We start from the raw sequence: 26,532 nt of genomic DNA, 5'->3' as shown, positions 1-26,532 counted from the left end.
GCAGACTGGGCGGCGATGACCGATCAGCGTCCCTGTTGCGTCCCCGCCGGCCCCGGCTCCTCGACGGGGGTGGGCGCCGGCACCGCGGACGGTACGCCGGACCCGGGCGCCCGCGGCGCCGACCCGACGCCGCTGGCCACGATCCCGGCCGGCAGCGCCGCCCTCGGCGACCACTTCGGCGACGGCTATGCGGGCGACGGCGAGGGGCCGGTGCACGAGGTCGAGCTGACCGCCTTCCGGCTCGGCACGACCACCGTGACCAACCGGGCCTTCGCCGCGTTCGTCGACGCGACCGGGCACCGGACCACGGCGGAGACCGAGGGCTACTCGGCCGTCTTCCACACCGACGTCGCGGCGAGTGTCGCCGACGTGCTCGGCCGCTCCCCCGCCACCCCGTGGTGGGTCGGCGTGCGCGGCGCGGACTGGCGACACCCCGAGGGCCCCCGCTCCGACATCGAGGAGCGGGCGGAGCATCCCGTCGTCCACGTCTCCCACGACGACGCCCTCGCCTTCGCCCGCTGGGCCGGCCGGCGACTGCCCACCGAGGCCGAGTGGGAGTACGCCGCCCGGGGCGGCCTGACCGCGCGGCGCTACCCGTGGGGCGACGACCTGATGGACGGCGAGCGCTGGCGGGTCAACATCTTCCAGGGCAGCTTCCCGGGCACCAACACCGCCGAGGACGGCTGGACCACGACGGCCCCCGTGACGGCGTACGAGCCGAACGGCTACGGCCTGCACCAGATGGTCGGCAACGTCTGGGAGTGGTGCTCGGACTGGTTCGACCCCGCTGCCTACGGCGCGAGAGCGCGCCACGATCCGCGCGGGCCCGCCTCTGGTACCGTCCGCGTGATGCGCGGGGGCTCCTTCCTGTGTCACGACTCGTACTGCAACCGGTACCGGGTGGCCGCCCGTTCGGCGGCGCCGCCGGACTCCAGCGCGTCGAACCTCGGCTTCCGCTGCGCGGCCGACGTCACCAGCACGACCGTCCGCACCACCACGAAGGAGACCCACGCGTGAGCCGCCCCGGACGCCTCCGTCTGGCCACCGCCGCCGTCCTCAGCGCGAGTGTGCTCGCCGCCTGCTCCGGCGGCGGTGACGGCGCGTCCACCGAACGCCCGCCGGTGGTGAAGTACCAGCCGCCCGGCGAGCAGGCCGACGTCGCGGCGCCGACGAAGGACGACACCGTCCTCGGACCCGAGGCCACACCGGCACCGGTGGCCTCGCCGGAGCGGCCCAACCTGCTGATGATCACGATGGACGACGCGGCGCTCAAGGACATCGCGTTCATGCCGCACCTGCAGGAGGTCGTCGCCGACCAGGGCGTCACGATCGCCAACGGGATCGCACCGACCCCGATCTGCGTGCCGGCCCGCGCCTCCCTGCTGACCGGGCAGTACGCCCACAACCACGGCGCGGTCACCGTCGGCGGCGAGGGCGGCGGCTATCCGGCGTTCGAGGACGCCGACACGCTGCCGGGCAGCCTGCAGGACGCCGGCTACGACACGATGATGGTCGGCAAGTACCTCAACGGCTACACCCGCCACGAGGTCGACCACCAGCCGCCGGGCTGGACCGTGTGGCGCCCGACCGTCGACTTCGCGACCTACGACTTCGAGCACCCGCAGCTGCTCGTCGACGGGAGCATCGAGCGCTACGACACCTACTCCACGACGCTCCTCAGCGACCAGTCCAACGACCTGATCGAGGAGCGGGCCGACAGCGACGACCCGTGGTACCTCTGGGTCAACTACGTCGCCCCGCACCACGGCAGCCCGATCGAGGACGACGACCCCGAGGGCATCTCGACCACGGTCCCGGCCAAGGAGGACCGCAACACCTTCGAGGACCTCGACCTCGACACGACTCCCGAGATGTTCGAGGAGGACCCGAGCGACAAGGCCCTGATCCGGGCCGCCCGGCAGAAGGTCTCCGACGAGCGCCGGGCCGGACTGCGCGAGGAGCGGCAGCAGCGGGTCGAGGCGCTGCAGGCCGTCGACCGGGCGATCGCCCGCACCGTCAAGACGCTCGAGGACACCGGACAGCTCGACAACACCTATGTCGTGGTGACCTCCGACAACGGCTTCATGACCGGCGAGCACAACCTCAACGGGAAGCTCTGGTACTTCCGCGACAGCATCGGCATCCCGATGATCATCCGGGGCCCGGGACTGCCGGCCGGGACCACCACCCAGGCGCCGGTCACCAACGCCGACTGGGCGCCGACCTTCGCCGCTCTCGCCGGCACCACCCTGGACCGGGACGCCGACGGCGTCGACGTGATGCCCTGGCTCGACAGCGATGCCACGCGCCGCGTCATCCCGATCGCCGGATGGCCCGTCAAGGGCGGCCTCGAGCCGCTCTACACCGGTGTGATGGTCGGGCCGTGGACCTATGTCCGCGGACGCAAGGGTCGCGGCGAGATGTACTACGCGAAGAACGACCCGTTCCAGCTCTCCAACCTGTACCGCGACCCTCGCTACCAAGCCATGCGCAAGGAGCTGCGCGGGCTGTGGCTGGAGACCCGTGACTGTGCCGGGGCGACGTGCCCGCGGACGTTCATGAAGTAGCCACGCAGGGCGGTAGCGTTCGTGCCGTGAGCACCACCCCTACCCGCGTGTTCGCGGCCAGGCTGGTCGGGCTCCCGATCTTCGACCCTCAGGGCGACCAGGTCGGGAAGGTCCGCGACCTGGTCGTCACGATGCGCACCGAGGGGACCCAGCCGCGGGTGCTCGGCATGGTGGCCGAGGTGTTCGGTCGGCGGCGGATCTTCGTGCCGATGACCCGGGTGACCAATATCGACAGCGGCCACGTCTACACCACCGGCCTGCTCAACATGCGCCGCTTCGAGCAGCGCACCACCGAGACCCTCGTGATCGGGCAGATGCTCGACCGCACCGTGACGATCCGCGACAGCGGCGTCACCGGCACCGTCTACGACGTCGCCATGGAGCCGGCCCGGACCCGGGACTGGGTGCTGAGCCGGGTCGCCGTCCGCGAGCCGTCCAAGGGCTTCCGCCGGCGCGGGCAGACCCACATCGTGGAGTGGCGCGACGTCGTCGGCCTCACCCGCAGCGACGACCGGCAGGGCGCCACCCACCTCGTCGCCGCCCTCAACGAGATGCGCCCCGCCGACGCGGCGAGCATCCTCCACGACCTCCCGCCCGAGCGGCGCACCGCCGTGGCACTGGCGCTCGACGACGAGCGGCTCGCCGACGTCCTCGAGGAGCTGCCGGAGGACGACCAGGTCGAGATCCTCAAGGGCCTCGACTCCGAGCGGGCCGCGGACGTGCTGGAGGAGATGTCACCCGACGACGCGGCCGACCTCGTCCGCGACCTGCCGCCGGAGACCGCCGAGGTCCTGCTCGAGCTGATGGAGCCCGAGGAGGCCGAGGACGTGCGGCGGCTGATGTCGTACGTCGAGAACACCGCCGGCGCCATGATGACCTCCGAGCCGGTGATCCTCGGCCCGGACGCCACCATCGCCGACGCGCTCGCCCACGTCCGCAACCCCGAGCTCACGCCGGCCCTGGCCGCCCTCGTCTACGTCTGCCGGCCGCCGCTGGAGACGCCGACCGGCAAGCTGCTCGGTGTCGCGCACATCCAACGGCTGCTCCGCGAGCCGCCCTCGACGCTCGTGGCCGGCGCCCTCGACGACTCGATGGAGTGGCTGCGCCCCGAGGCCGCCATCGACGAGGTCGCGGCCCACCTCGCGACGTACAACCTGGTCGCGGCGCCCGTCGTCGACGAGGACCGTCGCCTGCTCGGGGCCGTCACCGTCGACGACCTGCTCGACCACATGCTGCCGGCCAACTGGCGCGAGCGCGCCCGCGAGCGCGGCAGGGGCGCCTCGTGAGCGACACCCGCCGGACCCGGGAGCGGCTCGACACCCCACGCGACGAGCGACGGCAGTTGGTCCGTCGGCCGTCGTACAACGCCGACGCCTTCGGGGTCTTCGCCGAGCAGTTCGCCCGGTTCATGGGCACGGCGACCTTCCTCATCTACATGACGCTGTTCGTCGTCGGCTGGATCTGCTGGAACCTGCTCGCACCCGCGGACCTGCGCTTCGACGACTACCCGTTCATCTTCCTGACCCTGATGCTGAGCCTGCAGGCGTCGTACGCCGCGCCCCTGATCCTGCTCGCCCAGAACCGCCAGGAGGCCCGCGACCGGGTGATCGCGGAGCAGGACCGCCAGGCCGACGCCCGGGCACACGCCGACATGGAGTTCCTCGCCCGCGAGGTCGCGTCGCTGCGCATGGCCGTCGGCGAGGTCGCCACGCGCGACTTCCTGCGCTCCGAGCTGCGCAACCTGCTGTCCGACCTCGAGGAGCGTGCTCCGTCTCACGGGGACGGCGCCGACGAGGACCCTGCGGGCGCTCCGTAGACTCAGGGGTTGTGAGCAGTACGACGCAGTCCCCGTCCGTCGAGCAGGTCATGGCCGCGCTCAGCAAGGTCAACGACCCCGAGATCAAGCGCCCGATCACGGAGCTCGGCATGGTGGAGGGCGTCGAGGTCGCCCCGGGCGACGGCGGCTCGGTGGTGACCGTCAAGGCGCTGCTGACCGTGGCGGGCTGCCCGCTCAAGGACACCATCAACCGCGACGTGACCGCTGCCGTGGCCGCGCTCCCGGGCGTGACCGGCGTCGAGGTCGAGCTCGGCGTGATGAGCGCCGAACAGCGCTCCGGCCTGCACGAGACGCTCCGCGGCGGCCAGGCCCAGCGGGAGATCCCGTTCGCGCAGCCCGGCTCGCTCACCAAGGTCTACGCCATCGCCTCCGGCAAGGGCGGCGTCGGCAAGTCGTCGGTCACGGCCAACCTGGCCCTCGCGCTGGCCAAGGCGGGCCGCAAGGTCGGCCTCGTCGACGCCGACATCTACGGGCACTCGATCCCGGCCATCCTCGGCGTCGCCGACTCCCACCCCACCCAGGTCGACGACCTGATCATGCCGGTCCCCACGCCCTCGGGCGTCTCGGTCATCTCGATCGGCATGCTCAAGCCGCGCCGCGACCAGGTCGTCGCCTGGCGCGGGCCGATGCTCGACCGCGCGCTCGTGCAGATGCTCGCCGACGTCTACTGGGGCGACCTGGACGTCCTGCTCCTCGACCTGCCGCCGGGCACCGGCGACATCGCCATCTCGCTCGGCCAGCACCTCCCCGGCGCCGAGGTGGTCGTGGTGACCACCCCCCAGGAGGCGGCCACCGAGGTCGCGGAGCGGGCCGGCACGATGGCCTCGATGATGCACCAGCGCGTCGTGGGCGTCGTCGAGAACATGAGCTACCTCCCCTGCCCGCACTGCACCGCCGAGGGCAAGGACCACCGGCTCGACATCTTCGGCACCGGCGGCGGCGATCGGGTCGCCGAGACGCTGTCACAGCGCTTCGGCTACGACGTGCCCGTCCTCGGCCGGATCCCGCTCGACATCGCACTGCGTGAGGGCGGCGACGCCGGCAAGCCGATCGTCGAGGCCGACCCCACCGCACCCGCCGCCGCCGCGCTGCAGGCGATCGCCGACCGCCTCGACGGCCGGGGCCGCGGGCTGGCCGGCATGCAGCTGGGACTCACGCCGACCAGTAAGTTCTGACCCGCACGCTTCGCGACGCACGCAGGAAGGGGCTGGCGGGTGTTCGGTATCGGTTTCGGCGAGCTCGCGCTCATCGCCTTCCTCGCCGTGCTCGTCTTCGGCCCCGACAAGCTCCCCGAGCTGGCCCGCCAGGCCGGCCGGCTGATCCGAGACCTGCGCCGGTTCGCGAACAACGCGCGTGACGAGCTGCGCTCGGAGCTGGGCCCGGAGTACGCCGACCTCGAGCTCTCCGACCTCGACCCGCGCGCGATCGTCCGCAAGCACATCGCCGAGGCGATGGCGGAGCTCGACGAGCTCGAGGACACGATCCGCGGCACGGGAGACGACGACGTCTCCGTGCGGCCGCTGGAGCCGGGCGAGCGGCCGCCGTACGACCTGGATGCGACCTGATTCCTGCGGAATGACGCGTCAGTAGATCTCGCGGTTTGGGACCAATCCGTGCGAATTCGACGCCGGAGCATGCAGTCTCTGCCCAATCGGCGGTGTAAATCGGGGCTCCTGGCGACCGGCGTCAGCGGTGTGACTGTGCCGCCGCGAGCGCGCTGAACGCGACGAGCAGCTGGCGCCGCCCCTCGCCCTGCATCAGTTCGCAGAAGTCCGCGCCGACCCGACCCAGGATGCCGTCGTGGCGTGTCCCGTCGCGCAGGTGGAGCAGGCAGGGCTCGCGCGCCTCGGCGATGCGGCGCAGGGCGGAGCCGAGGCCGAGGCGGGTGAACGGCGACCAGGCGACGGCGGGCACCGAGCGAGCGGATGCGCCTTCGACGGTGGCGAGCGCGGCGACGGCGACGACCCAGTCGTGGTCACCGGACGTGAGGAGCAGCCAGCCGTCGGCGACCCGCTCGATGGTGCCGGTCAGGGCACCGACGCCGACGACGCCCAGTGTCGCCTCCGCGCCCACGCTCGCCATCAGCCGGCCGGCGAGGCCGACCTGCTGATACTCCGCCCGGCTGCGGTCGGCCACCTCGAGGTCGCGCTCCGCGCCGAAGAGGGCGCTGGCCTGGTGCTCGAGATCGTCGAAGAGCGCGAACAGCTCGTCCTCCCAGCCCATGGCACCACCCTCGCACGGCGCCGTCCACAGGCCGGCAACGAACGGTTGACAAGGGCATCGAACCACTTCATCCTGAATCAAACGGAAGCAAACGCAAAGGTTCTCTCGGGATGGAACTCGCCGCTGCCGGCCGGGTGCGGATCCGCGCCGCCCTGCTCTGGCTCATCGCCACCACCGCGCTGGCGGGTCTCGCCACGCTCGCCCTGCCGCCGGCCCGCCGCCTGGTCGTCCCCCTGTTCACGAGCGGCGTCGCCGGGCGGGGCGGTGGGCCCGAGGGCCGCGGCACCGGCTTCGCCGACCTCCTCGTCGAGGCGTGCGCCGTGGTGGTCCTGGTGGCCGTCGCCGCGCTGTGGATCACCGTGACCGACGTCGTGGGCGGCGTGCTGCGCACCGGCGGCCGGCCATCGCGACGTCCGGTCGGGTCGGTCCGCCGACTGCTCCTCGCCGCCTGCGGGGTGGCCGTTCTCGCGGGCACCGCACCGGCCGCCGCCAGCTCCGCTGACATCCCCACCGGGCCCGACGTGCCCGCCGGTCCCCGCACGCCCGCCGGTCCGGCGAGGCTCGACGGGCTGCCGCTGCCCGACCGGCCTCTCGGCCGAGCCGCCCCGCGCAGTGCCGACCCCCGCAGTGCCGGCCCCCGCGGTGCCGCCCCCCACGGTGTCGACCCCCACGGTGTCGACCCCCACGGTGCCGACCCGCAGTACGCCGCACCCACGATCGTCGTGGTCCGACCCGGCGACTCCCTGTGGTCCATCGCGGCCCGACAGCTCGGGCCGGAAGCGTCGCAGAGCGACGTGGCGTCGTACTGGGTGCGTCTGCAGGCGCTCAACGCCGCCAGCCTCGCCCCCGACCCCGACCTGATCCGTCCCGGCCAGTCGCTCCGGCTACCGCCCGGCTGACCCCGCCGACCAGCCCACCCAGGAGGAACCATGTCCGCAGCCCCGCACCAGCTGGTCGGCCTCCGGCTGGCCGTCCCCGTCAGTCCCACCCAGGGCACGCTCGCCCTCGCCCTGCTGCCGCGCCAGTCCCCGCCGAGCTCAGGCGACCGGGCCGCGTCGCGGCCCCCCACGCGGCCCGGCGCGGTGGTCGTGCCGATCGACCAGCGGCTGCGGCACGCGATCGAGGAGTGGACCCATCGGTTCGTGCAGGCGGCCGTCGAGATCGTGGGCGGCGACCGTCCGGTGTCCCAGCTGGTCCGCTGGACCACCCGCGACGTGTACGCCGACCTTCACCGCCGGGCCCTCCTCGTCGCCCGTGCCGGCGGTCACCAACCGGGTCTGGCGCGGGTTCAGCCCGTCCGGCCGCGGGTGCAGAGCGTGCACGCCTGCTTCCTCAGCGAGGCGATCGTCGAGTGCGGCGTGCACGTCCGGCACGGCGAGCGCTCCCGTGCCGTCGCCGCTCGGTTCGAGCGCCGCGACCAGCGCTGGGTCTGCACCGCGCTCGACTTCTCGTGACCTGGCCGAGGGCGGCCTAGACTCGTCGTCAAGGCAATGAAACGGCGCGACGTCCTGAAGGCGTTCAGGGCCAACGGCGTCTCGTTCAAACGCGAAGGCAAGGACGACCACGACGTGTGGGAATGCGACTGCGGAGAACACCACGAGCCGGTGCTGGCCGACACCCGTGAGATCTCGCCGGGCGTCGTCCGCGACACGATCCGACGGCTGTCGAGCCTTCCGGAGGGATGGCTGCAGTGACGACCTACCAGGTGACCGCCCGGCGGTGGCAGCACGGCTGGGAGCTGCACATCGACGGCGAAGGCGTGACGCAGACGCCGTCACTCACCACGGCCGAGGACCAGGTCCGTGCCTTCCTCGCGACGGCGCACGAGGGACGGACCTTCGACGATGCCGACATCAGCATCGTCGAAGATCCCAGCCTGATCCGCTGATCAGCCGTTGACGCGGGTGGTCAGGCCCGACGGCCCGCCCGGCGCACCGTGGCAGCGCTTGTACTTCTTGCCGGAGCCACAGGGACACAGGGCGTTGCGGCCGACGTCGCCGAACTCGCTGTCGGCGTTCGACACGGTGCCGGTGCCGCGGACCTCCTCGTGCCCGGTCTCGTCGGGCGCGGAGTAGGTGAGGTTCTGCGGCTGCTTGGGGGCGTCGAGGCCCTTGGCGGTGACCTTGGGGGCCTTGAGCTCGGAGGAGATCGACGCCAGGTCGACCTCGCCACCGGCGCCCACGCCGACGCCGACCGGGGGCTCGGCGAACGCGCCCTCGTGCATCGGGCCGGCGTGCCGGGTGCCGTCGGCGTGGTAGTGGAACTCCTCCTCGTCGTCCTCGACCTGGACCTCGAGGTTGAAGAGGAAGCCGACGGTCTCCTCCTTGATGCCGTCCATCATGGCGGCGAACATGTCGAAGCCCTCGCGCTGGTACTCGACCAGCGGGTCGCGCTGCGAGTAGGCGCGCAGGTAGATGCCCTCGCGCAGGTAGTCCATCTCGTAGAGGTGCTCGCGCCACTTGCGGTCGAGCACGGAGAGGAGCACGCGGCGCTCGAGCTCGCGGGCGACCTCCTCGCCGACCTCCTCCTCGCGACGGTCGTACGCCGCGTGGGCGTCGGCCTTGAGGACGTCGATGAGGTGCGACTTCTCGATGGCGGCCTGGCTGCCGGCCTCCTCGGCCAGGTCCTTCCAGGAGACCGAGACCGGCCAGAACTGCCGGAGGTCGGTCCACAGCTGCTCGAGGTCCCACTCCTCGGCGAACTCGTCGAGCGAGCCGTTGACGAAGCCGGTGACGACGTCGTCGATGAAGGTGCGGATCTGCTCCTCGAGGTCGACACCCTCGAGGACCTCGCGGCGCTCGCCGTAGATGACCTTGCGCTGGCGGTCCATGACGTCGTCGTACTTGAGGACGTTCTTGCGGGACTCGAAGTTCTGCGACTCGACCTGGCCCTGGGCGTTGGCGATCGCGTTGGTGACCCGCTTGTTCTCGATCGGGACGTCGTCGGGGATCTTCAGCATCAGCAGGACCCGGTCGACCCAGTCCGACTTGAACAGTCGCATCAGCTCGTCCTGCAGCGACAGGTAGAAGCGGCTCTCGCCGGGGTCGCCCTGACGGCCGGAGCGACCGCGCAGCTGGTTGTCGATGCGGCGCGACTCGTGGCGCTCGGTGCCGATGACGTAGAGGCCGCCGAGCTCCTTGACCTCGTCGTGCTCGGCCTCGACCTGCTTCTTCATCCGCTCGACCGTGGCGGGCCAGGCGGCCTCGTACTCCTCGGCGGTCTCGCCGGTGGGCTCGAGGCCCTGCTTGCGCAGCTCTGCGTCGGCGAGGAACTCATACGAGCCGCCGAGCATGATGTCGGTGCCGCGGCCGGCCATGTTGGTCGCGACGGTGACGGCGCCCTTGTGGCCGGCGAGGGCGACGATCTTCGCCTCCTCGGCGTGGACCTTCGCGTTGAGGACCGAGTGGGGGATGCCGCGCTTGGTGAGCTGCTGGTGGAGGTACTCGGACTTCTCGACCGAGACGGTGCCGACGAGGACCGGCTGGCCCTTCTCGTGGCGCTCGACGATGTCGTCGACCACCGCGTCGTACTTCGCCTCCTCGGTGCGGTAGACGAGGTCGGGCTGGTCCTTGCGCTGCATCGGCTTGTTGGTCGGGATCGGGACCACGCCGAGCTTGTAGATCTTGTCGAACTCGGAGGCCTCGGTCATGGCCGTACCGGTCATGCCGGAGAGCTTCTCGTAGAGGCGGAAGTAGTTCTGCAGGGTGACGGTGGCGAGGGTCTGGTACTCCTCGCGGACCTTCACGCCCTCCTTGGCCTCGATGGCCTGGTGGAGACCGTCGTTGTAGCGGCGTCCCGCCAGCATGCGGCCGGTGTGCTCGTCGACGATGAGCACCTCGCCCTCCATGACGACGTACTCCTTGTCGTTGCGGAACAGCTCCTTGGCCTTGATGGCGTTGTGGAGGAAGGAGATGAGCGGGGTGTTGGCCGACTCGTAGAGGTTCTCGATGCCGAGGTGGTCCTCGACCCGGGTGATGCCGTCCTCGAGGACCGAGATGGTGCGCTTCTTCTCGTCGACCTCGTAGTCGACGTCCTTGGTGAGCTTCTGCGCGATCTTGGCGAACTCGGCGTACCACTTGACCTCGTCCTGGGTCGGACCGCTGATGATCAGCGGGGTCCGCGCCTCGTCGATGAGGATCGAGTCGACCTCGTCGACGATGGCGAAGTTGTGGCCGCGCTGGACGCACTCCTCGAGCGAGGAGGCCATGTTGTCGCGCAGGTAGTCGAAGCCGAGCTCGTTGTTGGTGCCGTAGGTGATGTCGCAGGCGTAGGCCTTGCGCCGCTCGTCGGGACGCATGCTCGGCAGGATCACGCCCACCGAGAGCCCGAGGAAGTGGTGGATGCGGCCCATCATCTCGGACTGGAACTTGGCGAGGTAGTCGTTGACCGTGACGACGTGGACGCCCTTGCCCTCGAGGGCGTTGAGGTACGCCGGCAGCGTCGAGACCAGGGTCTTGCCCTCACCGGTCTTCATCTCGGCGATGTTGCCCATGTGCAGCGCGGCGCCACCCATGATCTGGACGTCGAAGTGGCGCTGCCCGATGACGCGGCGCGCGGCCTCGCGGACCGTCGCGAACGCCTCGGGCATGATGTCGTCGAGGTCCTCGCCCTCGGCCAGGCGCTTGCGGAACTCGTCCGTCATGCCCCGCAGCTCGTCGTCGGACATCGCCTTGAAGTCGTCCTCGATGGCGTTGACGGCCTTCGCGATGCCCTCGAGCTGGCGGAGGATCTTGCCCTCTCCGATGCGGAGGAGCTTGTCGATGATCACTGGCACGCGGTCACTCTACCCAGTGCCCGGAGACGGTCACGAACCATTGGAATCCCGGCCCCGGTCGTAGGCCTCGAAGGCGGCCGCCCGCTCGTTCTCGATCTTGCGTCCCAGGCCGTAGGCGGTCCCCCAGAGCAGGGCGAAGATGCCGCCGACGACGAACATGAGCGGGGCGAGGAAGCCGAGCGCCACGGCGCCGACCTGCAGCGCATGGCCGAGGACGTACGCCGACTCGCGGCGCAGCATGCCCGCGACGAGCACGCACAGCACCGCCAGGCCGAGGCCGAGCGGCAGCGCGACGGCGGGCCGGATGTCGGAGATGCCGATCATCACCGGGGTGGACAGGCCGACCGCGATCGCCTCGAGGGTGAGGACCGCGGCGCACATCCCGCGGCGCGGGGACTTCTCGCGCTCGGGGTCGACGGGTGCGTCGGGGCGCGGGCTCTCGTCGGTCACTTGCGGCCTCCCAGCAGCGTACGGGCCTCGCCGACGGTCACGACCGAGCCGGTGACCAGCACCGCGCCCGAGCTGAGCGCGTCGCTGCCCGCGGCCTCGGCCCGGGCGGCGGCCGCGTCGATGGCGTCGGCGAGCAGGGGGACGACGGTGACCCGGTCGTCGCCGTAGACCTCGCGGGCGACGACGGCGAGCCGGTCGGCGGGCAGGGCACGGTCGGTCGAGTTCTGGGTCACCACCACGTGCGCGAGGTGGGGCTCGAACGCCGCGAGGAGGCCCTCGGCGTCCTTGTCTCCCATCACGCCGATCACCCCGATGAGCGGATCGAACTGGAAGGAGTCCTCCAGCGCCGCCGCGGTGGCCTCCGCGCCGTGCGGGTTGTGCGCGGCGTCGAGCACGATCGTGGGGCTGCGCCGGACGACCTCGAGTCGGCCGGGCGAGGTGATCTCGGCGAAGGCACCGCGGACGATCTCGTCGCCCAGCGGCTCGTCGCCGCCGACGAAGGCCTCGGCCGCGGCGAGGGCGGTCGCTGCGTTCTGGGCCTGGTGGGCGCCGTAGAGCGGGAGGAAGAGGTCGTCGTAGCGACCGCGGAGACCCTGGAGCGTCACGACCTGGCCGCCCACGGCCGGCGCGCGGGTCACGACGCCGAACTCGAGGCCTTCCCGCGCGACGGTGGCGCCGACCTCGGCGATCCGCTCGAGGAGGACGGTCGCGACGTCGGCGGTCTGCTGGGCGAGGACGGCGGTCGCGCCGGGCTTGATGATGCCGGCCTTCTCCCGCGCGATCTCCGCCGCCGTGTCCCCGAGGTAGTGGGCGTGGTCGACGGCGATCGGCGTCACGACGGCGACGTCGGCGTCGATGACGTTGGTGGCGTCCCAGGAGCCGCCCATGCCGACCTCGACGACGGCGACGTCGACCGGGGCGTCGGCGAAGGCGGCATAGGCCATCCCGACGACGGTCTCGAAGAAGCTCAGCGGGTGCGCCTCGGCCTGGTCCACGAGGTGGGTGTACGGCGCGACGTCGTTGAACGCCCGCACGAAGGCCTCGTCGTCCAGCGGTTCGCCGTCGACGCTGATCCGCTCGCTCATCTTCTCGACATGGGGGCTGGTGAAGCGCCCGGTGCGCAGGTCGAGGGAGCGCAGCAGCGCGTCGATCATCCGGGAGGTGGAGGTCTTGCCGTTGGTGCCGGTCAGGTGGATCGACCGGTAGGCGCGCTGCGGGTCGCCGAGCAGCTCGGTGAAGGCGCGGATCCGGTCGAGCGAGGGCTCCAGCCGGGTCTCGGGCCAGCGGGACAGGAGGGCGTCCTCGGCCTCGGCGAAGGTCTCGGCTGGGCGCGCGTCGGGATCGTTCATGGCGGGGCCGAGTCTAGGGGCGGTCGCCTCGGAGCCCGGAATGTTGGGGGTGCACCCTGACGCCGCGGACGCCGCGGCCCGCCGACGATGGCGGGATGCGACGTGCGCTGCTGGTCCTGCTCGCCCTGGTGCTGGTCTCCGCGACGGCTCCGGCCCTGTCCGGTCCGGCGCGGGCGGCGGGGACCGGGTCCATCACCGGCACCGTCACCGTGCCGGCCGGGTACGACGTGCGCGGGGTCCAGGTGTTCGTGAGCACGACGGCCCAGCCGGCGGCGTTCGCCGCCGGGGCCGGCACCTGGGTCGGTCCCGACGGCGGGTTCGCCCTCAGCGGCCTGGCTGCGGGGACCTATCACGTCGCGTTCGGCACGTTCTGGTCGGACATGAACCCGTGCAGCCACGGCCGGGACCGCTGGTGGTCCTCCCCCGGCGTCGCGGCGGGCTCGTGCAGCGGCAGCACGGTCACCGGCGCCGGCACGATCACGGTCACCGACGGCGCGGCGACGACGCTGGGGACGACGCCCCTGCTGACCGGGTTCGCGCTCCACGAGTACGCCGGCCGAGCGGTCGCCGCGCCCGGGCGCAGCGTGGCGGGCGTGCGGGTCGAGCTGTGGGCGGCCAGCGACGGGGCGTGGAACCTCCCCGGCACCTGGTACCGCCTCGACAGCGTGCCGGCGCAGACCCTGACCGCGGGCGGCACCTTCGCCTTCGACCTCGCGACGGTGCCCAACGGGCTCCGCCTCGCACTGCGGTTCGTCGCGCCGGGCGGCAGCGACTACGTCTTCTCCTTCGCCGACTCGGGCCTCACGGCGACCACGCCCGGGGCGGGCGGCGTGGCGTTCGGCGCCGGATCGGTCGGGCTCACGGCGATCCCGTCGGCGGCCGACGCGGACACCGATCTCGGGACCCGCACCCTCAAGACCGCGACGACCCACGTCAGCGGCGGGGTGACGATCAGCGGCAGCCCCGAGTGGGGGCGCACCCTGACGGCCCGCTCCGACGTCGTGTGGGGCGACGCCGGGACGGGGACGGTCCTGCAGTGGCTCCGCAACGGCGTCGTGGTCGACGGCCTGACCGGACCGGAGCTCGTCCTGGACGGCCTCGACGACGGCTGGGAGGTCGAGCTCTCCGTGCGGGCGGTGCCCGACGGCTTCCACGCATGGGACGGGGCACCGATCGAGTCGGCGCCGGTCGTGGTCGTCAACACCACGCCGTTCGGCGCCGTCGTGCCGAGTGTGTCGGGCACGGCGGCGACCGGCGGCCTGCTGACCGCGTCGCCCGGCCTCTGGCGGCCCACCGTGGCGACCTACGCCCACGCCTACCGGTGGCTGCGCGGTGGCGTGCCGATCACGGGGGCGACCGGGCCGACGTACCGGGTGACCCCGGCGGACGTCGGCACCCGGATCGGCGTCGAGGTGACCACGACCCGACCGGGCGACGCCGGGCCCGGCACGCCGTGGTTCACCGGCCCCGGCGTGGCCCGTTCCGCCGAGACCGCGCCCGTGGCGCCGGCCGACCTGCCGGCCGGAGCCGTCGCGGCGTGGCCGGCCCGGAAGGCCGGGTCGAGGGCCCGGGTCGGCAAGCGGGTCCGGGTCTCCTCCCCCGTCCTGTCCGCGGAGGCGGTCGCGCTGGGGGTCCGCGTCGACCTGCAGTGGTACGCCGGCAGGCGGCCGCTGCACGGCGCGACCGGTCGCGCACTGAAGGTCCGCAAGGCGTTCCGCGGGAAGGCGGTCGCGGTACGGGTGCGCGTGACCGCGCCGGGCTACCTGCCGCAGACCCGGACGGTCCGCTTCGGCCGGCCCTGAGGACCACGCCCTCCCGGTCCTCTATCGTGGCCGCCCGGGAGGAGGCGGGCATGCGCAACAGGGGCGTCGCGGCCACGGCCGTGCTGGTGGCCGTCGCCCTGCTCGCGGCCGCCTGCGGCTCCGGCGAGGCGTCCCCGCCCGAGGCTCACCGCACCGCCACCGAGGCGCCGCTCATCCCGGAGCCGAGCGCGCTGCCGACGGCGCTGCCGAGCGACGTGCTGGCCGGCGAGATGCAGGATCTCGCCCAGCTCGCCGAGCGGCTCGCCCAGGAGCTCCCCGCGCAGCGCCGGCCGGAGCCGGTCCGGATCGCGGGCGGCAGCTCGCGGTGGCAGCCGGGCGCGGCGTACCGCGGCGTGTTCGCGGACCCGGACATCGTCCGGCATCGGGGCCGCTGGTACGCCTACGCGACCAACACCTCGCACCTGCGGCTGCCGACGCTCACGTCCCGGGATCTGGTCACCTGGACACCGCTGGCCACCACCGGCGGCGGACGGGTGGACCCGATCGAGGTGGCCGGCTGGGTGCGCAGCCGCGACGGCGGCCGCGACCTGTGGGCACCCGGCGTGGACAAGGTCGGCGACGGCTGGACGGCGGCGTACTCCGCGCCCGCCGGCACCCAGGGCGGGCAGCGGCACAACTGCATCGGCCTCACCCGCGGGCCGTCGCCCGCGGGTCCGTTCCGGCCGGTGGGCGAGCCGCTCTGCTACGGCGAGGCGCAGCTCGGCGTCATCGATCCCGACGTGTTCGTCGACGAGCAGGGCGTCGCGTGGCTGCTGTGGAAGTTCTCGGGCATCGTGAACCGGCGTCCCGCGGGGCTGTTCATCCGCCAGCTCAACCGCGACGGGACCGGCTTCGCCGACGGCTCACAGACCCGGGAGCTGCTCACCCTCGACCGGCCATGGGAGGGCGACACCATCGAGAACCCGAGCATGGTGCAGTTCCGCGGCGTCACCTACCTCTTCTACTCGGGCAACTCCTGGGAGCGTGCCGACTACGCGACCGGCTACGCGATCTGCGCGGGCCCCCAGGGTCCGTGCGTGCGCCAGAACGGCGGCGAGCCGCTGCTGGCGACCGCCTCGACCGGACGCCTCGGTCCCGGCGGGGCGAGCGCGTTCGTGCACAAGGGGTCCCTGCGGCTCGTCTACCACGCCTGGGACCAGGTCGGCCGCCAGCGCCAGCTGCACATCGCCGGCCTGTGGCAGCGCGACGACGGCACGCTCGAGGTCGTCGACCCGGGGTGAGCCGTCAGTCGCGGCCGCGCCGGGCCGTGATGAGGAACTGCAGCTGGACCTCGTGGTCCGGGGCGACGCCGAAGCGGCGGTCCAGCTCGAGGATGCTCTGCAGCGGGGTGACGCTCACGTCCTCGAATCCGGCCGCGGCGACCACGTCGCGGGTCGCGTCGATCGAGGTCGCGGCGGCGAGGGGCAGCAGGGCCCGGACACCGTCGTCGTAGAGCTCGACGAAGTCGGCGGAGGTGTCGCGGTCCAGGCCGGTGGGGAACCAGGTCGAGTCGACGAGCGCCAGCACTCCGCCGGGGCGCAGCACGCGGCGCCAGTTCGCGAGGGCCCGCTCCGGCTCGCGCAACGTCCACATCAGGTAGCGGTTGGTGATCGCGTCGAACGACGCGTCGGCGAAGTCGGGCGCGACGGCGTCACCCTGGAGGAACCGCGGGGCCCGCTCCGCACGGGCCGCGTGCTCCCGGGCGCGGGCCAGCATCCCCTCGGACAGGTCGGTGGCCGTCACGTCGTGGCCGAGGCCGGCGAGCAGCAGCGCGACGTACCCGCTGCCGGTGCCGAGGTCGAGGACCTCCGCGGGCGCCGGCGGCAGCACGGCACCGAAGATCTCGGCCCAGGCCGCCCGGTCGTGGTCGCGCCGCTCGGGACGCTGCTGGTAGTCGTCGTACTCCGGCGCGCGGCCGGTCCAGTAGGCGTTGATGCTGTCCTGCGGGAGCGGGTGGGTCGTCATGCGGAGAGCCTCTCGGAGGTGGCGGCGAGCGGGTGGAAGAGCAGCTGGGGATGTCCGGCGGCCTCGGTGCGGGTGACGCCGATGCCGTAGACGCGTTCGAGCAGGTCCGGGTCGAGGACCAGGTCCGGCGTGCCCGCGGCGGCGACCCGGCCCCGGTCCAGCAGCACCAGGTCGTCGCAGTAGCGGGCCGCCAGATTGAGGTCGTGGAGGACGACGACGGCGCTGGTCGCCACGTCGCGGACCAGGCTGAGCACCTCGTGCTGGTAGCGGATGTCGAGGTGGTTGGTCGGCTCGTCGAGCAGCAGGAAGTCCGCCTCCTGGGCGAGGGCGCGGGCGACGAGGACGCGCTGTCGCTCGCCACCGGACAGCTCGGCGTAGGACCGGCCGGCCAGATGAGCCGCCCCGACCCGCGCGAGCGCGGCGTCGATGGCGGCCCGGTCCGCCGAGCCCGTGCGCTGGAAGGTGCCCAGGCGCGGCAGCCGGCCCAGGGTGACCATCTCGCGCACCGTGAGCATCGTGTCGGCGTCGGACTCCTGCACCACGACGGCGATCCGTTGCGCGACCTCCCGCGGCCGCAGCGTCGCCAGCGGCCGGCCGCCGATCGTGACCCGGCCCCGGGCGGGCCGCAGCGATCCGTAGAGCATCCGCAGGGCCGTGGTCTTCCCGCTGCCGTTGGGGCCGAGCAGACCGAGGACGCGGCCGGGCCGGGCCTCGAGCCGGACCCCGCGCAGCACCGGCCGCGCGTCGTACCCGAAGTGGAGGTCCTCCGCGACGATCACGAGCCGAACCTCGTCCGGACCTGCTCGAGACCGTCCAACGCCAAGGGCGTCGGCGGCTCGACGTAGTTGAAGAGCAGGGGCATCAGGTTGTCGTCGCGGACCGCCGCGATGCTCTGCGCCCCGGGCAACGACGTGACCGCCGCGGTGACCTCGGCCGGGTCGCCGGCACTGTGGAGCAGGATCAGCACGTCGGGGTCGCGACCGATCAGCTCCTCGGGCGTCACCTCGAACACCCGCTCGTCGGTGTCGGCGAAGACGTTCTCGAGGCCGGCGGCTTCGAGGATCGGGTGCGCCATGCTGCGGGTGCCGTAGGCGTAGGTGACGCCACCGCCGACAGTCGGGTACAGCACGGCGGCGGTACGCCGCTGCGCGTCCGGCTCGGCCGTCAGGGCGGCCACCCGCTCCTCGATCTGCGCGCCCGCCGCCGCGGCCTCGTCGGTCCGGTCGAAGATCCGCCCGTAGGTCGTCATCTGGTCGACGATGTCGTCGAACCCGGGCTCGTCGAGCCCGGCGGCACACATCGCGGGCTCCTCGATCAGCGGGATCCCGACGTCGCCGAGGGTGTCCCGGCCCAGGTTGTCCACCTCGCCGAGCACCAGGTCGGGCTCCTGGTCGATGACGACCTCCTTCGAGACCAGCAGGTGCCCCGAGGTGTCGGTCTTGCCGGTCAGGGCGGGGATGTCCTCGAGCGCGGACCAGGTGGCGTCGTCGTAGTAGTCGCGGGGGTACTCCCCGGCCCGGGCCGTGACCCGGTCGAGCACGCCGAGCGAGGCGAGATAGGGAACCGCGGCGCTCTTGAGCAGCACCACCTTCTCGGGGGCGGCATCGAAGGTGACCTCGGCCCCGCAGTTCTCGACGGTCAGCGGGTAGGGACCGGACCCACCCTCGGCGGACTTCTCGGACGCGTTGAGGCCGCAGGCGGACACGGCGAGCACGGAGGCGGTCGCGGTGAGGGCGGCGAGGGGGCGGCGCATGGCTTCTCCTGGGAGATCGGGTGGGGGGTCAGGCGGCGGTGGCCTGGAGGCGGCGGACGAGGATGAGCAGGAAGGGGGCGCCGACGACCGCGGTGATGATCCCGATCGGGATCTCCTGCGGAGCCAGCAGCACCCGGGCCAGGACGTCGGCCCAGATCAGGAGGATCGCTCCCATCAGGGCGGCGACCGGGACGGCGCGGGTGTGGGCGGCCCCGACCGCGCGCCGGGCCAGGTGGGGCACGACGAGACCGACGAAGCCGACGGCGCCGGCGGCCGAGACGACGACCGCCACGCAGAGCGCGACCAGCACGAGCAGGCCGGTGCGGAACCGCTCCGGGGGTACGCCGAGCGCGAGTGCGGTCTCGTCGCCGACCGCCAGCGCGTCGAGCTGCCGGCCGAGCACGGTGAGCACCGCGACGGCGAGGAGCACGACGACGACCGCGACGGCGAGCGGCTGGCCCCAGGCGGCGAGGGCCAGCGAGCCGAGCAGCCAGAACATGACCGACCGAGCGCCCTCGGCGGAGTCGGAGGCGAAGATGAGGAAGCTGGTGACGGCCTGGAGCGCGTAGCCGACCGCGACGCCCGCGAGCAGCAGACGGGTGGAGGTCACCCGCCCGGCGGAGCGGGCGACGACGTACACGAGCGCGGAGGCCGCGATCGCTCCGACGAACGCGCTCGCCGACAGCACGTGCTCGCCGAGGCCGAGGGTGACGCCGAACAGGATCGCCGCCGCGGCGCCGGTGGAGGCACCGGAGCTCACGCCCAGCAGATAGGGGTCGGCGAGCAGGTTGCGCACCATCGCCTGCAGGGCCATGCCGGCGACCGCGAGGCCGGCGCCGACCACCGCCGCGAGCAGCACCCGCGGCAGGCGGACCTCCCACACGATCGAGTCGCGCGGCGCGCTCCAGGTCTGCTCGGCGGGCAGCAGGAAGAGGTGATGCCCCACGACCTGCACGACGCTGCCGAAGGGGACGTGGATCGCGCCCAGGGCGGTGCCGGCGACCATCGAGACGAGGAGGACGACGAGCAGGCCGCCGGTCCAGCGACGCGCCACGCTCCACCTCCTTGTTGCAAGACATTTGCAACAAGGAACCTAATGCACCTGGCGTCGGAGGGCGGACACCGGGTCCGAACCCCGGCCACGGGTCGGCCTCGACTCTCGCGAACAGGGGACGGCGCGGTTCGTCGGTCCTACGGTGAATCGGTGCCCCTACCACACCGGACAAGGAGACCCTGATGACCGCCACCCGCCCCCGGCGCCGGCCGACCTACGCCGGCATCGCCGCCACCCTCGCCCTCGCCCTCTCGATCGGCGTCGGCGGCGCGTACGCCGCGCCGCTGATCGGCACCTCGGACCTCCGGAAGGGCGCCGTCACCACCGCGAAACTGCACAAGAACGCCGTGAAGTCCACCAAGATCAAGGACGGCGAGGTCCGCCAGGGCGACCTCGCCGCCGACGCCGTGACCTCGGCCGCGATTCGGGACGGCAGCGTGCAGGACAGCGATCTCGCCGCGAGCGCCCGCGGAGGGAAGGTCCTCGTCTACTCCCTCGGTGGATTCGACTTCTCCACGACGCCACAGTTCTCGAGGACGCTGCCCACGATCCCGGGCGCGGACCCGGCGGTGAGCGGCTGGACCATCCACCTGGTCCGCGCCTCGGGGAACATCTATCCGATCCCCGGCGAGGGCGTGAACGGCACGTCCACCTACCGCTCGTACATCACGCCTGGGGCGGGCGGTACCGCGAACGTCGTCATCGCCCGGTCCGCCGGCACCGGCGAGGCGTACGTCGACGTCGTGGTCGTCCGCACCCTGTCGGCGAACTCCGGGACGATGCCCGTCGGGCCGCGCGTCGCCCCGCGCCCCGAACACTGAGCCACACCGGCGCCGAGCCGCCCACCTCGACGCGCATCCCTGTCGAATCAGCCGGACCGAGCGCGCCGCTCGATCCACATCCGCATCCACCCGGCGACCTGCCACATGAGCGGCTCGGCGGCGTCGAACACGTCGGTGTGCCGCCAGAAGCCGTGCACCTGACCGAGGTAGCGGGTGCCGACGACCTCGACCCCGGCCTCGGCGAGCAGGGCCACCAGGTGCTCGCCCTCGTCGCGCAGCGGGTCGTGCTCCGCGGTCGCGACCAGGGTCGGCGGCAGCGTGCCCAGCGCGTCCGAGCGCAGCGGGGCGAGGTCCGGGTCCTCGAGGTCGGCCGGGGTGGCGGCGTACTGCTGCCAGTACCAGGCCGCCTCCTCCGGGGCGAAGCCCTCCGGGCCCGTCGCGTAGGACTCGAAGCCCGCCGCCGGGTCGAGGAAGGGATAGATCAGCGCGACCCCGGCGAACCGGTCGGGTCGGCGCAGCGCCGTGACCAGGGCCAGGTTGCCGCCGGCGCTGTCGCCGTGGACGAAGGTCGGCAGGGCGGCCAGCTCCGGCTGGTCGTCGAGCCAGCGCACCACGGCGGAGACGTCGTCCGGCGCGGCCGGGAACCGGTGCTCCGGCGGGCGGCGGTAGTCGACGCTGACCACGGCCGTGCGGCTGAGGTTCGCGAAGCGTCGTACCGCGGCGTCGTGCACCTCGACGTCGTTGAACACGAACCCTCCCCCGTGGGCGTGCACCACCACGGCGTCGTACCCCTCGGGGAGGTAGACGCGGGCGGGCACGCCCGCGGCGTCGACGTCGCGCACCTGCGCGACCGCCGGTCGCGGCTGCACCAGGGCGGCGGCGCGTGCCCGCTCCCGCTCGGCGGCGATGTCATAGCCGGGATCGGTCACCGCGGGCTGTGCCGCGGCGTTCGCGGCGGCCGCGCGAGCCTGGGGGTGGAGGGCCATGGGCCCAGCCTTCCATGTGTACGACTTCTCGTACATCATGGAGGCATGGCCACCGCCAGCAGCACCGTCGCCCGCATCCTGGAGCAGTCCGGTCTGTCCAAGAGCGCGCTCGCGGCGAGGTCCGGTGTCAGTCGCTCGATGATCGACAACTACCTCAAGGGGACGACCCAGCCCAGCCTCGCCCAGACCGCACGCCTGGCCGAGGCAGCGGGACTGGAGCTCGAGGTGACGGTACGGCGCCGGCGCCGGGTCGTCCCGGAGCAGTTCCTGGCCGTGCTCGAGTTCGGCGACCTCTTCCCACGCAAGCCTCCGCGCGAGCTGCCGAACCTCGGTCCGCTCTGGCGCGACATCGCCCGGCGTACGGCGCCCGCGCGGCTCGCCGATGCCTGACGGTCCGCAGCCCCTCCTCCTGCGCCGCCTGCGCGCGGTCCACGAGGCCCTGCGCGACGCCGGGTTCGACCACGCGGTCGGCGGCGCCATCGCCCTGGCCGTCCACGTGCTCGAGCCCCGCTTCACCGCGGACATCGATCTCAACGTGATGGCGGATCCCGAGCAGCCCGATGCCATGCTCGCCTGCCTGCCCGAAGAGATCCGGATCCCCGACGACGCGTCCCGGACCATCGCCCGGGACGGCCAGATCCGACTGATCTGGCCCTCCCCCGACACGCCGGTCGATCTCTTCCTCCCCCAGCACCCGACCTACCACGCACTCGTGACGGAGCGTGCCGAGCCGGTCGACTTCCTCGGCGCGGACATCAAGGTGATGACCGCGACCGACCTCATCGTGTTCAAGGTCCTCTTCGACCGGTCGAAGGACTGGGTCGACATCGAGGCGCTCCTGGAGAACGGCGCGGGTGACGCCGCCGAGGCGATCGGCTGGCTGACCGAGTTCCTCGGCCCCGATCCACGCGTCGCGCGGCTGAGCACCCTGGCGGAGGAGTCCCGCCGGCACGTGGACTAGTGCCGCGTCACTAGCCGCGATCAGCGCGCGCGGGACTTCGCCGCCAGGCACTGCACGCCGGGCGCCGGCGCGGAGGCCTTCACCGTGACGAACACCTTGCCCGCGGCGCGCTTGCGCACCTTGACCGCGAACCTGCCCTTGCCGTTCGCCTTGCCCGCGCCGACCTTGCGGGCCTTGCCCTTGCCGGGCTTGGCGTAGGCGACGACCTTGCCGGCCCGGCAGCCGGGCTCCGCGACGATCCGACCCTTCACCTTGCCGCCGACGACGCCGCGCAGCTTGACCTTGCGGGCGACCTGGCGGGGTGGGAAGAGGTGCGCGTCGACGGTGATCGCGCCGACCCGGTTGGCCGCGCGGTCGATGAACCACAGGCGGCCGTCGCCGCCGAACGCGATCTGCGCTGGGTCCCAGGGCGCGATCCGGGCCCGGGAGATCGCGCCGTCGGGCGCGATCCGGCCGATGCCCTCCCGCTCGGCCCACCACAGCGCTCCGTCGGGGCCGAGCACCATCGAGTGCGGCACGGGCTCGACACCGGGGGCGAGCCTCGGCAGCTCCCAGGAGGTGAGCCGGGTGCCGTCGAAGCGACCGACCGCGCCGCCCTGCGACGAGGTGAGGATCTGTCCCGGCGAGTATCCGGTCGCCCACAGCGCGCCGTCGGCACCGAAGGCGAGCGAGGTGGCGTCGTAGTTGGCGTTGGTCCACTGCACGGGATAGGACCGCTCGGTGCCGCCCTGGTCGGGGCGCGCGTCGTCGATGCGGCGCAGGTGGCCGAACGCGTCGCCGTACCACAGCGCCCCGTCGGCGGCGACCGCCATCGGCGTCGGCATGCCGTACGACGTGGGTAGTTGCCACCCGGTCGTCTCGTTCGTGTCCGGGTCGACCCACATGCGGAGCACGGCGTCGCTGGGGCCGAGCTTCGTCGACCACACGCCGCGGTCCCTGGCGGCGGCCAGGTAGCCGCCCTGTCCGAGCCCGTAGCTCGCCATCGGCTCGACGGCGCCCGCCGTGGTCGCGCGCCGCAGACGCGCCGAGGTGTCGGTGAGGAAGTACAGGTAGCCGTCCCTGGCGGAGACCATGTTCGTCGGCCCCGTCGAGCCGCCCTGCGGGGCGACCGGGAACTCGGTGATCGCGCCGCCGGTCGTGATCCGGCCCAGCTTCCAGCCCTTGCTCTCGGTGAACCAGAGGTGACCGTCGGCTCCCCGGACCAGGGACTCGATCCCGGCGTCGGCGGTCGGCACGGGGTAGGTGGCGATGGTGGGTCCGGCCGACGGCACGGACGGCACGCCCGGCACGTCCGGTGCTGCCTGCTCGGCGGCGGCCGGGCCGGGGGCGCCGCCCGCCAAGGACGCCACCAGCAGCGCTCCCGCGACCACTACCGCACTCTTCCTGACCCGCACGCTCCACGCTCCTCACGACATCGACGGCGAGCGTCCAGGATCACGGCGCCGGCCGGGACCGTCGCGGATCCCGAACGATCCCGAACACGCACCGGGTAACTTCACCCGCGTGACCGTCACCCGCCCGGCCTCGGACGAGGGCGTGACCTGGAGCCTGGACGACGTCGCCGCGGGCCTGCGCGAGCTGCGGGCGGCGGCGGGCAGCCCGTCGTACGCGCGCATCGCCGAGCGGGTCGTCGAGGCCCGCCGGGCCCGCGGCCTGCCGGAGGCGGAGTGCCACGTCGGCCGGGTCACGGTCTACGACTGCTTCCGCGACGGCCGGCGACGGCTCGATGCCGACCTGGTGGCTGAGATCGTGGCCGCGCTCGGCGGTGACGGCGCGAGCGCCGGGCACTGGCGGCAGCGCAGCACCGCGGCGCAGCACCGCCGCGACGCGGCCATGGTCGGCAGTGCGATCGCGCCCGTTCCCGCGCCGGAGGAGCCGTCCATCGACCGGCCCGAGCTGGCCGCGGTGCTCGCCGCGGTCGAGGCGGGTGCCCGGGTGGTGGTCGTCGACGGGCTGGCCGGCAGCGGCAAGACCCAGCTGGCGCGGCGCGCGGCCCAGGCGCTCGTCGCCTCGGGGCGGGCCACCGGCGGCTTGCAGGTCGACCTCCGCGGCTTCCACGACGACCTGCCCCCGGTGGCCGCCGAGGCCGCCCTCACAGCCGCGGTCCGAACGCTCGGCGGCGCCACGGCTCCGGCGGCGCAGCGCGCGCGGCGCCAGCAGTACACCGCGCTGCTGCGCGAGCGTCCGCGGGTCGTGGTCCTCGACGACGCCGCGGACGAGGAGCAGGTGCGCCCGCTCCTCGTCCGCGCCGGCCCGACGGTGCACCTGGTCACCAGCCGCCGCGCACTCCGCGTCGAGGGCGCCGCCGCGGTCACGCTCGGCTCGTTCAGCCCCGACGAGTCGCTGCACCTGCTCGGCGCGATCGCCGGCGCCGAACGCGTCGCCGCCGAGCCGGAGGCGGCGGCCGCGCTCGCCGAGGCGACCGGCCACCTCCCCCTCGCCGTGTCGCTGATCGCGACCCGGGTCGCCGCGCGCGACGACTGGCCGCTCGCCGACCTGGTCGCCGTCGCCGACACCCGACGGCGCGGACTCCGCGTCGACGACGCCGTCGCGGCCACCCTGTCCGCCACCTACGGCGCGTTGAGCCCCGCGGCCCAGCGCCTGTTGCGCCTGCTCTCGGCGCCGCCGGTCGAACAGTTCGACGACACCGCGGTCACGGCGGTCGGCGGCCTGTCGGCGGCGGACACCGACGCCGCCCTCGCCGAGCTGTGGCGCCACCACTTCCTGCAGCGCGCGGCGCCGTACCGGCTCCGCCTCCACCCGCTGGTGCGCACCTTCGCCCTCGACCGGTCCCACGACGAGGACCGGCCGCGCGAGCGCACCGACGCCCAGCACCGGCTCGCCCACCACCTGCTCGCGCTGGCCTGGGCCGACCACGTCCACCTGCGCGCCGGCAGCGGTCGGCCGCCGCCCGCCGGCCTGGAGCTGCCCGACCTCGACGCGGAGGAGGTCCGGCGCCGGGTCGATCGCGAGTCGGACACGCTCCTGCTCCTCGCCGGCCTGGCCGACGGCCCGCTGACCAACGTGCTGCCCGACCTCGCCCGAGCGATCGCCGCGCGACTGGACCTGTGGGGCCGGTACGCCGACGCGCAGGTCCTCCACGAACGCGCCTGGGCGGTCGCCCGGGCCGCGGAGCGACCGGACGCCGTGCTGCGAGCCCGGCTCGACCTCGGGAGCACACTCGTCCGGCTCGGCGACCTCGCGGCCGGCGGCGAGCACCTCAGGGCGGTCCACCCGCGCCTCGAGGAGGCCGGGCTGCGGGTCGAGGCACGCGAGGCTCTCAACGCCCTCGCCATCATCGCCGCCCAACAGGGCCGACCGGCCGAGGCCTCCGCGCTGTTCCGGCGCTGTGCCGAGCTCGCCGTCGAGACCGGCGACCTGGTCGGGCAGGCGCTCTCCCTGGAGAACGTCGCCATCGTCGAGCACCGGCTCGGCAACCTCACCGAGGCCCTGCGCCACCACCAGCTGGCGCAGCAGGTCGCCGACCAGGCGGGCGCCGACGCGCCGCGGGCGCTGAGCCTGGTCAACGTCGCGACCCTCCAGCTCACCCTCGGCGACCCCGAGGCCGCACTGGCGTCGGCCGAGCAGGGTGTGCGTCTCGCGGAGGCAGTGGGCCACGACCCGGTCCGCGGCTACGGCCTCACCGCCTGGGGCCGCGCCCTGGTCAGCCTGGGCCACCCGTACGACGGACTCGCGCACCACGACACCGCGCTCGAGATCGCCCGCCGCTCGGGCGACCGGGTGCTGGAGGCCTCGGCGCTGTGCGGCCAGGCGGTCGGTCGGCTGACGCTCGCCGAGCACGACGCCGCGCGCGACCGGTTCCTCCAGGCCGAGGAGGTCGCGGTGGCCGCGGGTCTGCTGCCGGAGCGGGTCCGGGCCCGCCGCGGCCTCGCCGACGCGGCCGCGGCCGCGGGAGACGACGAGGCCGCCGCGGCCCACCTGCGCCTCGCGACCGACCTGGTCGACACCGCCCCCGAGACCGAGCGGGCCTACCTGCGGGCCTGGCTCACCGGCCCGCCCTGAGCCCGG

The 26,532-nt window shown here is 73.3% G+C and carries 26 protein-coding genes; 16 read left to right on the top strand and 10 right to left on the bottom strand.

Annotated features, from left to right (window positions below):
• The first annotated feature begins 15 nt into the window (after positions 1-15).
• Genes ACPZVR_RS18910 through ACPZVR_RS18885 form a run of 6 tightly spaced genes read left to right on the top strand, consistent with a single transcriptional unit; the run spans position 16 to position 5,969 of the window.
• Complete coding sequence (locus ACPZVR_RS18910; protein ID WP_436701228.1) at positions 16-1,017, top strand: formylglycine-generating enzyme family protein; 1,002 nt, start codon at positions 16-18, stop codon at positions 1,015-1,017.
• Positions 1,014-2,567, top strand: coding sequence for a sulfatase family protein (locus ACPZVR_RS18905; protein ID WP_436701227.1), 1,554 nt, complete (start codon positions 1,014-1,016; stop codon positions 2,565-2,567). The genes ACPZVR_RS18910 and ACPZVR_RS18905 overlap by 4 nt, the downstream gene beginning before the upstream one ends.
• A 26-nt stretch (positions 2,568-2,593) precedes the next feature.
• Positions 2,594-3,853 carry a magnesium transporter MgtE N-terminal domain-containing protein gene (locus tag ACPZVR_RS18900; protein WP_436701226.1) on the top strand — a complete coding sequence of 420 codons (1,260 nt, stop codon included), beginning with the start codon at positions 2,594-2,596 and terminating at the stop codon, positions 3,851-3,853.
• Entirely contained in the window at positions 3,850-4,383 is a 534-nt protein-coding gene (locus ACPZVR_RS18895) for a DUF1003 domain-containing protein (RefSeq protein WP_436701225.1), read from the top strand. The genes ACPZVR_RS18900 and ACPZVR_RS18895 overlap by 4 nt, the downstream gene beginning before the upstream one ends.
• Positions 4,384-4,433: 50 nt before the next feature.
• Positions 4,434-5,579: an Mrp/NBP35 family ATP-binding protein gene (locus ACPZVR_RS18890; protein WP_436701269.1), complete on the top strand. Its 1,146-nt coding sequence runs from the start codon at positions 4,434-4,436 to the stop codon at positions 5,577-5,579.
• A 39-nt stretch (positions 5,580-5,618) separates the two neighbouring features.
• Positions 5,619-5,969, top strand: a complete 351-nt coding sequence (locus ACPZVR_RS18885; RefSeq protein WP_436701224.1) for a sec-independent translocase — start codon at positions 5,619-5,621, stop codon at positions 5,967-5,969.
• 121 nt (positions 5,970-6,090) lie between these two features.
• Here ACPZVR_RS18885 and ACPZVR_RS18880 read toward each other — a convergent pair whose 3' ends face one another.
• Positions 6,091-6,627 carry a hypothetical protein gene (locus tag ACPZVR_RS18880; protein WP_436701223.1) on the bottom strand — a complete coding sequence of 179 codons (537 nt, stop codon included), beginning with the start codon at positions 6,625-6,627 and terminating at the stop codon, positions 6,091-6,093.
• Positions 6,628-6,737: 110 nt separating this feature from the next.
• Here ACPZVR_RS18880 and ACPZVR_RS18875 point away from each other — a divergent pair, with 110 nt between their 5' ends.
• Genes ACPZVR_RS18875 through ACPZVR_RS18860 form a run of 4 tightly spaced genes read left to right on the top strand, consistent with a single transcriptional unit; the run spans position 6,738 to position 8,515 of the window.
• On the top strand, positions 6,738-7,526 hold the full coding sequence (locus ACPZVR_RS18875; RefSeq protein WP_436701222.1) for a LysM peptidoglycan-binding domain-containing protein: 789 nt from the start codon (positions 6,738-6,740) through the stop codon (positions 7,524-7,526).
• 30 nt (positions 7,527-7,556) lie between these two features.
• Positions 7,557-8,081, top strand: coding sequence for an Rv3235 family protein (locus tag ACPZVR_RS18870; RefSeq protein WP_436701221.1), 525 nt, complete (start codon positions 7,557-7,559; stop codon positions 8,079-8,081).
• Between the two features lie 36 nt (positions 8,082-8,117).
• Positions 8,118-8,321, top strand: a complete 204-nt coding sequence (locus ACPZVR_RS18865) for a hypothetical protein (RefSeq protein ID WP_436701220.1) — start codon at positions 8,118-8,120, stop codon at positions 8,319-8,321.
• Positions 8,318-8,515 (top strand): hypothetical protein, encoded by a 198-nt coding sequence (locus tag ACPZVR_RS18860; protein WP_436701219.1) that lies wholly within the window; start codon positions 8,318-8,320, stop codon positions 8,513-8,515. Before ACPZVR_RS18865 ends, ACPZVR_RS18860 begins: the two co-directional genes overlap by 4 nt.
• On the opposite strand, the gene secA is transcribed toward ACPZVR_RS18860, so the two are convergent.
• From secA to folC, 3 genes are read right to left on the bottom strand one after another with little or no spacing between them, the layout of a single operon-like run.
• Positions 8,516-11,401 carry a preprotein translocase subunit SecA gene (gene secA / locus ACPZVR_RS18855; RefSeq protein ID WP_436701218.1) on the bottom strand — a complete coding sequence of 962 codons (2,886 nt, stop codon included), beginning with the start codon at positions 11,399-11,401 and terminating at the stop codon, positions 8,516-8,518.
• Between the two features lie 30 nt (positions 11,402-11,431).
• Positions 11,432-11,851 carry a DUF4233 domain-containing protein gene (locus ACPZVR_RS18850; RefSeq protein WP_436701217.1) on the bottom strand — a complete coding sequence of 140 codons (420 nt, stop codon included), beginning with the start codon at positions 11,849-11,851 and terminating at the stop codon, positions 11,432-11,434.
• Complete coding sequence (gene folC / locus ACPZVR_RS18845; RefSeq protein WP_436701216.1) at positions 11,848-13,200, bottom strand: bifunctional tetrahydrofolate synthase/dihydrofolate synthase; 1,353 nt, start codon at positions 13,198-13,200, stop codon at positions 11,848-11,850. Before folC ends, ACPZVR_RS18850 begins: the two co-directional genes overlap by 4 nt.
• Positions 13,201-13,295: 95 nt before the next feature.
• Here folC and ACPZVR_RS18840 point away from each other — a divergent pair, with 95 nt between their 5' ends.
• Positions 13,296-15,002 carry a hypothetical protein gene (locus ACPZVR_RS18840; RefSeq protein WP_436701215.1) on the top strand — a complete coding sequence of 569 codons (1,707 nt, stop codon included), beginning with the start codon at positions 13,296-13,298 and terminating at the stop codon, positions 15,000-15,002.
• Between the two features lie 50 nt (positions 15,003-15,052).
• Complete coding sequence (locus ACPZVR_RS18835; RefSeq protein WP_436701214.1) at positions 15,053-16,243, top strand: glycoside hydrolase family 43 protein; 1,191 nt, start codon at positions 15,053-15,055, stop codon at positions 16,241-16,243.
• A gap of 4 nt (positions 16,244-16,247) precedes the next feature.
• Here the strand turns inward: ACPZVR_RS18835 and ACPZVR_RS18830 are convergent, their stop codons facing one another.
• Genes ACPZVR_RS18830 through ACPZVR_RS18815 form a run of 4 tightly spaced genes read right to left on the bottom strand, consistent with a single transcriptional unit; the run spans position 16,248 to position 19,774 of the window.
• Positions 16,248-16,967 (bottom strand): class I SAM-dependent methyltransferase, encoded by a 720-nt coding sequence (locus tag ACPZVR_RS18830; protein ID WP_436701213.1) that lies wholly within the window; start codon positions 16,965-16,967, stop codon positions 16,248-16,250.
• The gene (locus ACPZVR_RS18825) at positions 16,964-17,746 is read right to left on the bottom strand and encodes an ABC transporter ATP-binding protein (RefSeq protein WP_436701212.1); all 783 of its coding nucleotides are present in this window, start codon (positions 17,744-17,746) and stop codon (positions 16,964-16,966) included. The genes ACPZVR_RS18830 and ACPZVR_RS18825 overlap by 4 nt, the downstream gene beginning before the upstream one ends.
• Positions 17,743-18,720, bottom strand: a complete 978-nt coding sequence (locus ACPZVR_RS18820; protein WP_436701211.1) for an ABC transporter substrate-binding protein — start codon at positions 18,718-18,720, stop codon at positions 17,743-17,745. The genes ACPZVR_RS18825 and ACPZVR_RS18820 overlap by 4 nt, the downstream gene beginning before the upstream one ends.
• 28 nt (positions 18,721-18,748) lie before the next feature.
• Positions 18,749-19,774, bottom strand: a complete 1,026-nt coding sequence (locus tag ACPZVR_RS18815) for a FecCD family ABC transporter permease (protein WP_436701210.1) — start codon at positions 19,772-19,774, stop codon at positions 18,749-18,751.
• Between the two features lie 182 nt (positions 19,775-19,956).
• On the opposite strand from ACPZVR_RS18815, the gene ACPZVR_RS18810 reads away from it, so the two are divergent.
• Entirely contained in the window at positions 19,957-20,595 is a 639-nt protein-coding gene (locus ACPZVR_RS18810) for a hypothetical protein (RefSeq protein ID WP_436701209.1), read from the top strand.
• 47 nt (positions 20,596-20,642) lie between these two features.
• On the opposite strand, the gene ACPZVR_RS18805 is transcribed toward ACPZVR_RS18810, so the two are convergent.
• Positions 20,643-21,542, bottom strand: a complete 900-nt coding sequence (locus ACPZVR_RS18805; RefSeq protein ID WP_436701208.1) for an alpha/beta hydrolase — start codon at positions 21,540-21,542, stop codon at positions 20,643-20,645.
• A 45-nt stretch (positions 21,543-21,587) separates the two neighbouring features.
• Between ACPZVR_RS18805 and ACPZVR_RS18800 the strand changes: the two genes are divergently transcribed.
• Positions 21,588-21,932, top strand: a complete 345-nt coding sequence (locus ACPZVR_RS18800) for a helix-turn-helix domain-containing protein (protein ID WP_436701207.1) — start codon at positions 21,588-21,590, stop codon at positions 21,930-21,932.
• Positions 21,925-22,503 carry a nucleotidyl transferase AbiEii/AbiGii toxin family protein gene (locus ACPZVR_RS18795; protein ID WP_436701206.1) on the top strand — a complete coding sequence of 193 codons (579 nt, stop codon included), beginning with the start codon at positions 21,925-21,927 and terminating at the stop codon, positions 22,501-22,503. Before ACPZVR_RS18800 ends, ACPZVR_RS18795 begins: the two co-directional genes overlap by 8 nt.
• A gap of 20 nt (positions 22,504-22,523) precedes the next feature.
• Here the strand turns inward: ACPZVR_RS18795 and ACPZVR_RS18790 are convergent, their stop codons facing one another.
• Positions 22,524-23,897 carry a Vgb family protein gene (locus tag ACPZVR_RS18790; protein ID WP_436701205.1) on the bottom strand — a complete coding sequence of 458 codons (1,374 nt, stop codon included), beginning with the start codon at positions 23,895-23,897 and terminating at the stop codon, positions 22,524-22,526.
• Positions 23,898-24,006: 109 nt separating this feature from the next.
• Here ACPZVR_RS18790 and ACPZVR_RS18785 point away from each other — a divergent pair, with 109 nt between their 5' ends.
• Positions 24,007-26,526, top strand: a complete 2,520-nt coding sequence (locus ACPZVR_RS18785) for a tetratricopeptide repeat protein (RefSeq protein WP_436701204.1) — start codon at positions 24,007-24,009, stop codon at positions 26,524-26,526.
• Positions 26,527-26,532 lie beyond the last annotated feature (6 nt).

It is taken from the genome of Nocardioides segetis (assembly GCF_051390595.1).
In the GTDB taxonomy this organism is placed as follows: Bacteria; Actinomycetota; Actinomycetes; order Propionibacteriales; family Nocardioidaceae; genus Nocardioides.
Note: the sequence above shows the minus strand (reverse complement) of the source record. Positions and strands in the feature narration are given on the sequence as shown.

Excerpts from the sequence above, each read along its gene's own strand:
- ACPZVR_RS18910 (WP_436701228.1), top strand. The coding sequence starts at position 16 with ATGACCGATCAGCGTCCCTGTTGCGTCCCCGCCGGCCCCGGCTCCTCG.
- ACPZVR_RS18890 (WP_436701269.1), top strand. The coding sequence starts at position 4,434 with ATGGCCGCGCTCAGCAAGGTCAACGACCCCGAGATCAAGCGCCCGATC.
- ACPZVR_RS18880 (WP_436701223.1), bottom strand. The coding sequence starts at position 6,627 with ATGGGCTGGGAGGACGAGCTGTTCGCGCTCTTCGACGATCTCGAGCAC.
- ACPZVR_RS18875 (WP_436701222.1), top strand. The coding sequence starts at position 6,738 with ATGGAACTCGCCGCTGCCGGCCGGGTGCGGATCCGCGCCGCCCTGCTC.
- ACPZVR_RS18870 (WP_436701221.1), top strand. The coding sequence starts at position 7,557 with ATGTCCGCAGCCCCGCACCAGCTGGTCGGCCTCCGGCTGGCCGTCCCC.
- ACPZVR_RS18865 (WP_436701220.1), top strand. The coding sequence starts at position 8,118 with ATGAAACGGCGCGACGTCCTGAAGGCGTTCAGGGCCAACGGCGTCTCG.
- folC (WP_436701216.1), bottom strand. The coding sequence starts at position 13,200 with ATGAACGATCCCGACGCGCGCCCAGCCGAGACCTTCGCCGAGGCCGAG.
- ACPZVR_RS18840 (WP_436701215.1), top strand. The coding sequence starts at position 13,296 with ATGCGACGTGCGCTGCTGGTCCTGCTCGCCCTGGTGCTGGTCTCCGCG.
- ACPZVR_RS18835 (WP_436701214.1), top strand. The coding sequence starts at position 15,053 with ATGCGCAACAGGGGCGTCGCGGCCACGGCCGTGCTGGTGGCCGTCGCC.
- ACPZVR_RS18830 (WP_436701213.1), bottom strand. The coding sequence starts at position 16,967 with ATGACGACCCACCCGCTCCCGCAGGACAGCATCAACGCCTACTGGACC.
- ACPZVR_RS18820 (WP_436701211.1), bottom strand. The coding sequence starts at position 18,720 with ATGCGCCGCCCCCTCGCCGCCCTCACCGCGACCGCCTCCGTGCTCGCC.
- ACPZVR_RS18810 (WP_436701209.1), top strand. The coding sequence starts at position 19,957 with ATGACCGCCACCCGCCCCCGGCGCCGGCCGACCTACGCCGGCATCGCC.
- ACPZVR_RS18805 (WP_436701208.1), bottom strand. The coding sequence starts at position 21,542 with ATGGCCCTCCACCCCCAGGCTCGCGCGGCCGCCGCGAACGCCGCGGCA.
- ACPZVR_RS18800 (WP_436701207.1), top strand. The coding sequence starts at position 21,588 with ATGGCCACCGCCAGCAGCACCGTCGCCCGCATCCTGGAGCAGTCCGGT.
- ACPZVR_RS18795 (WP_436701206.1), top strand. The coding sequence starts at position 21,925 with ATGCCTGACGGTCCGCAGCCCCTCCTCCTGCGCCGCCTGCGCGCGGTC.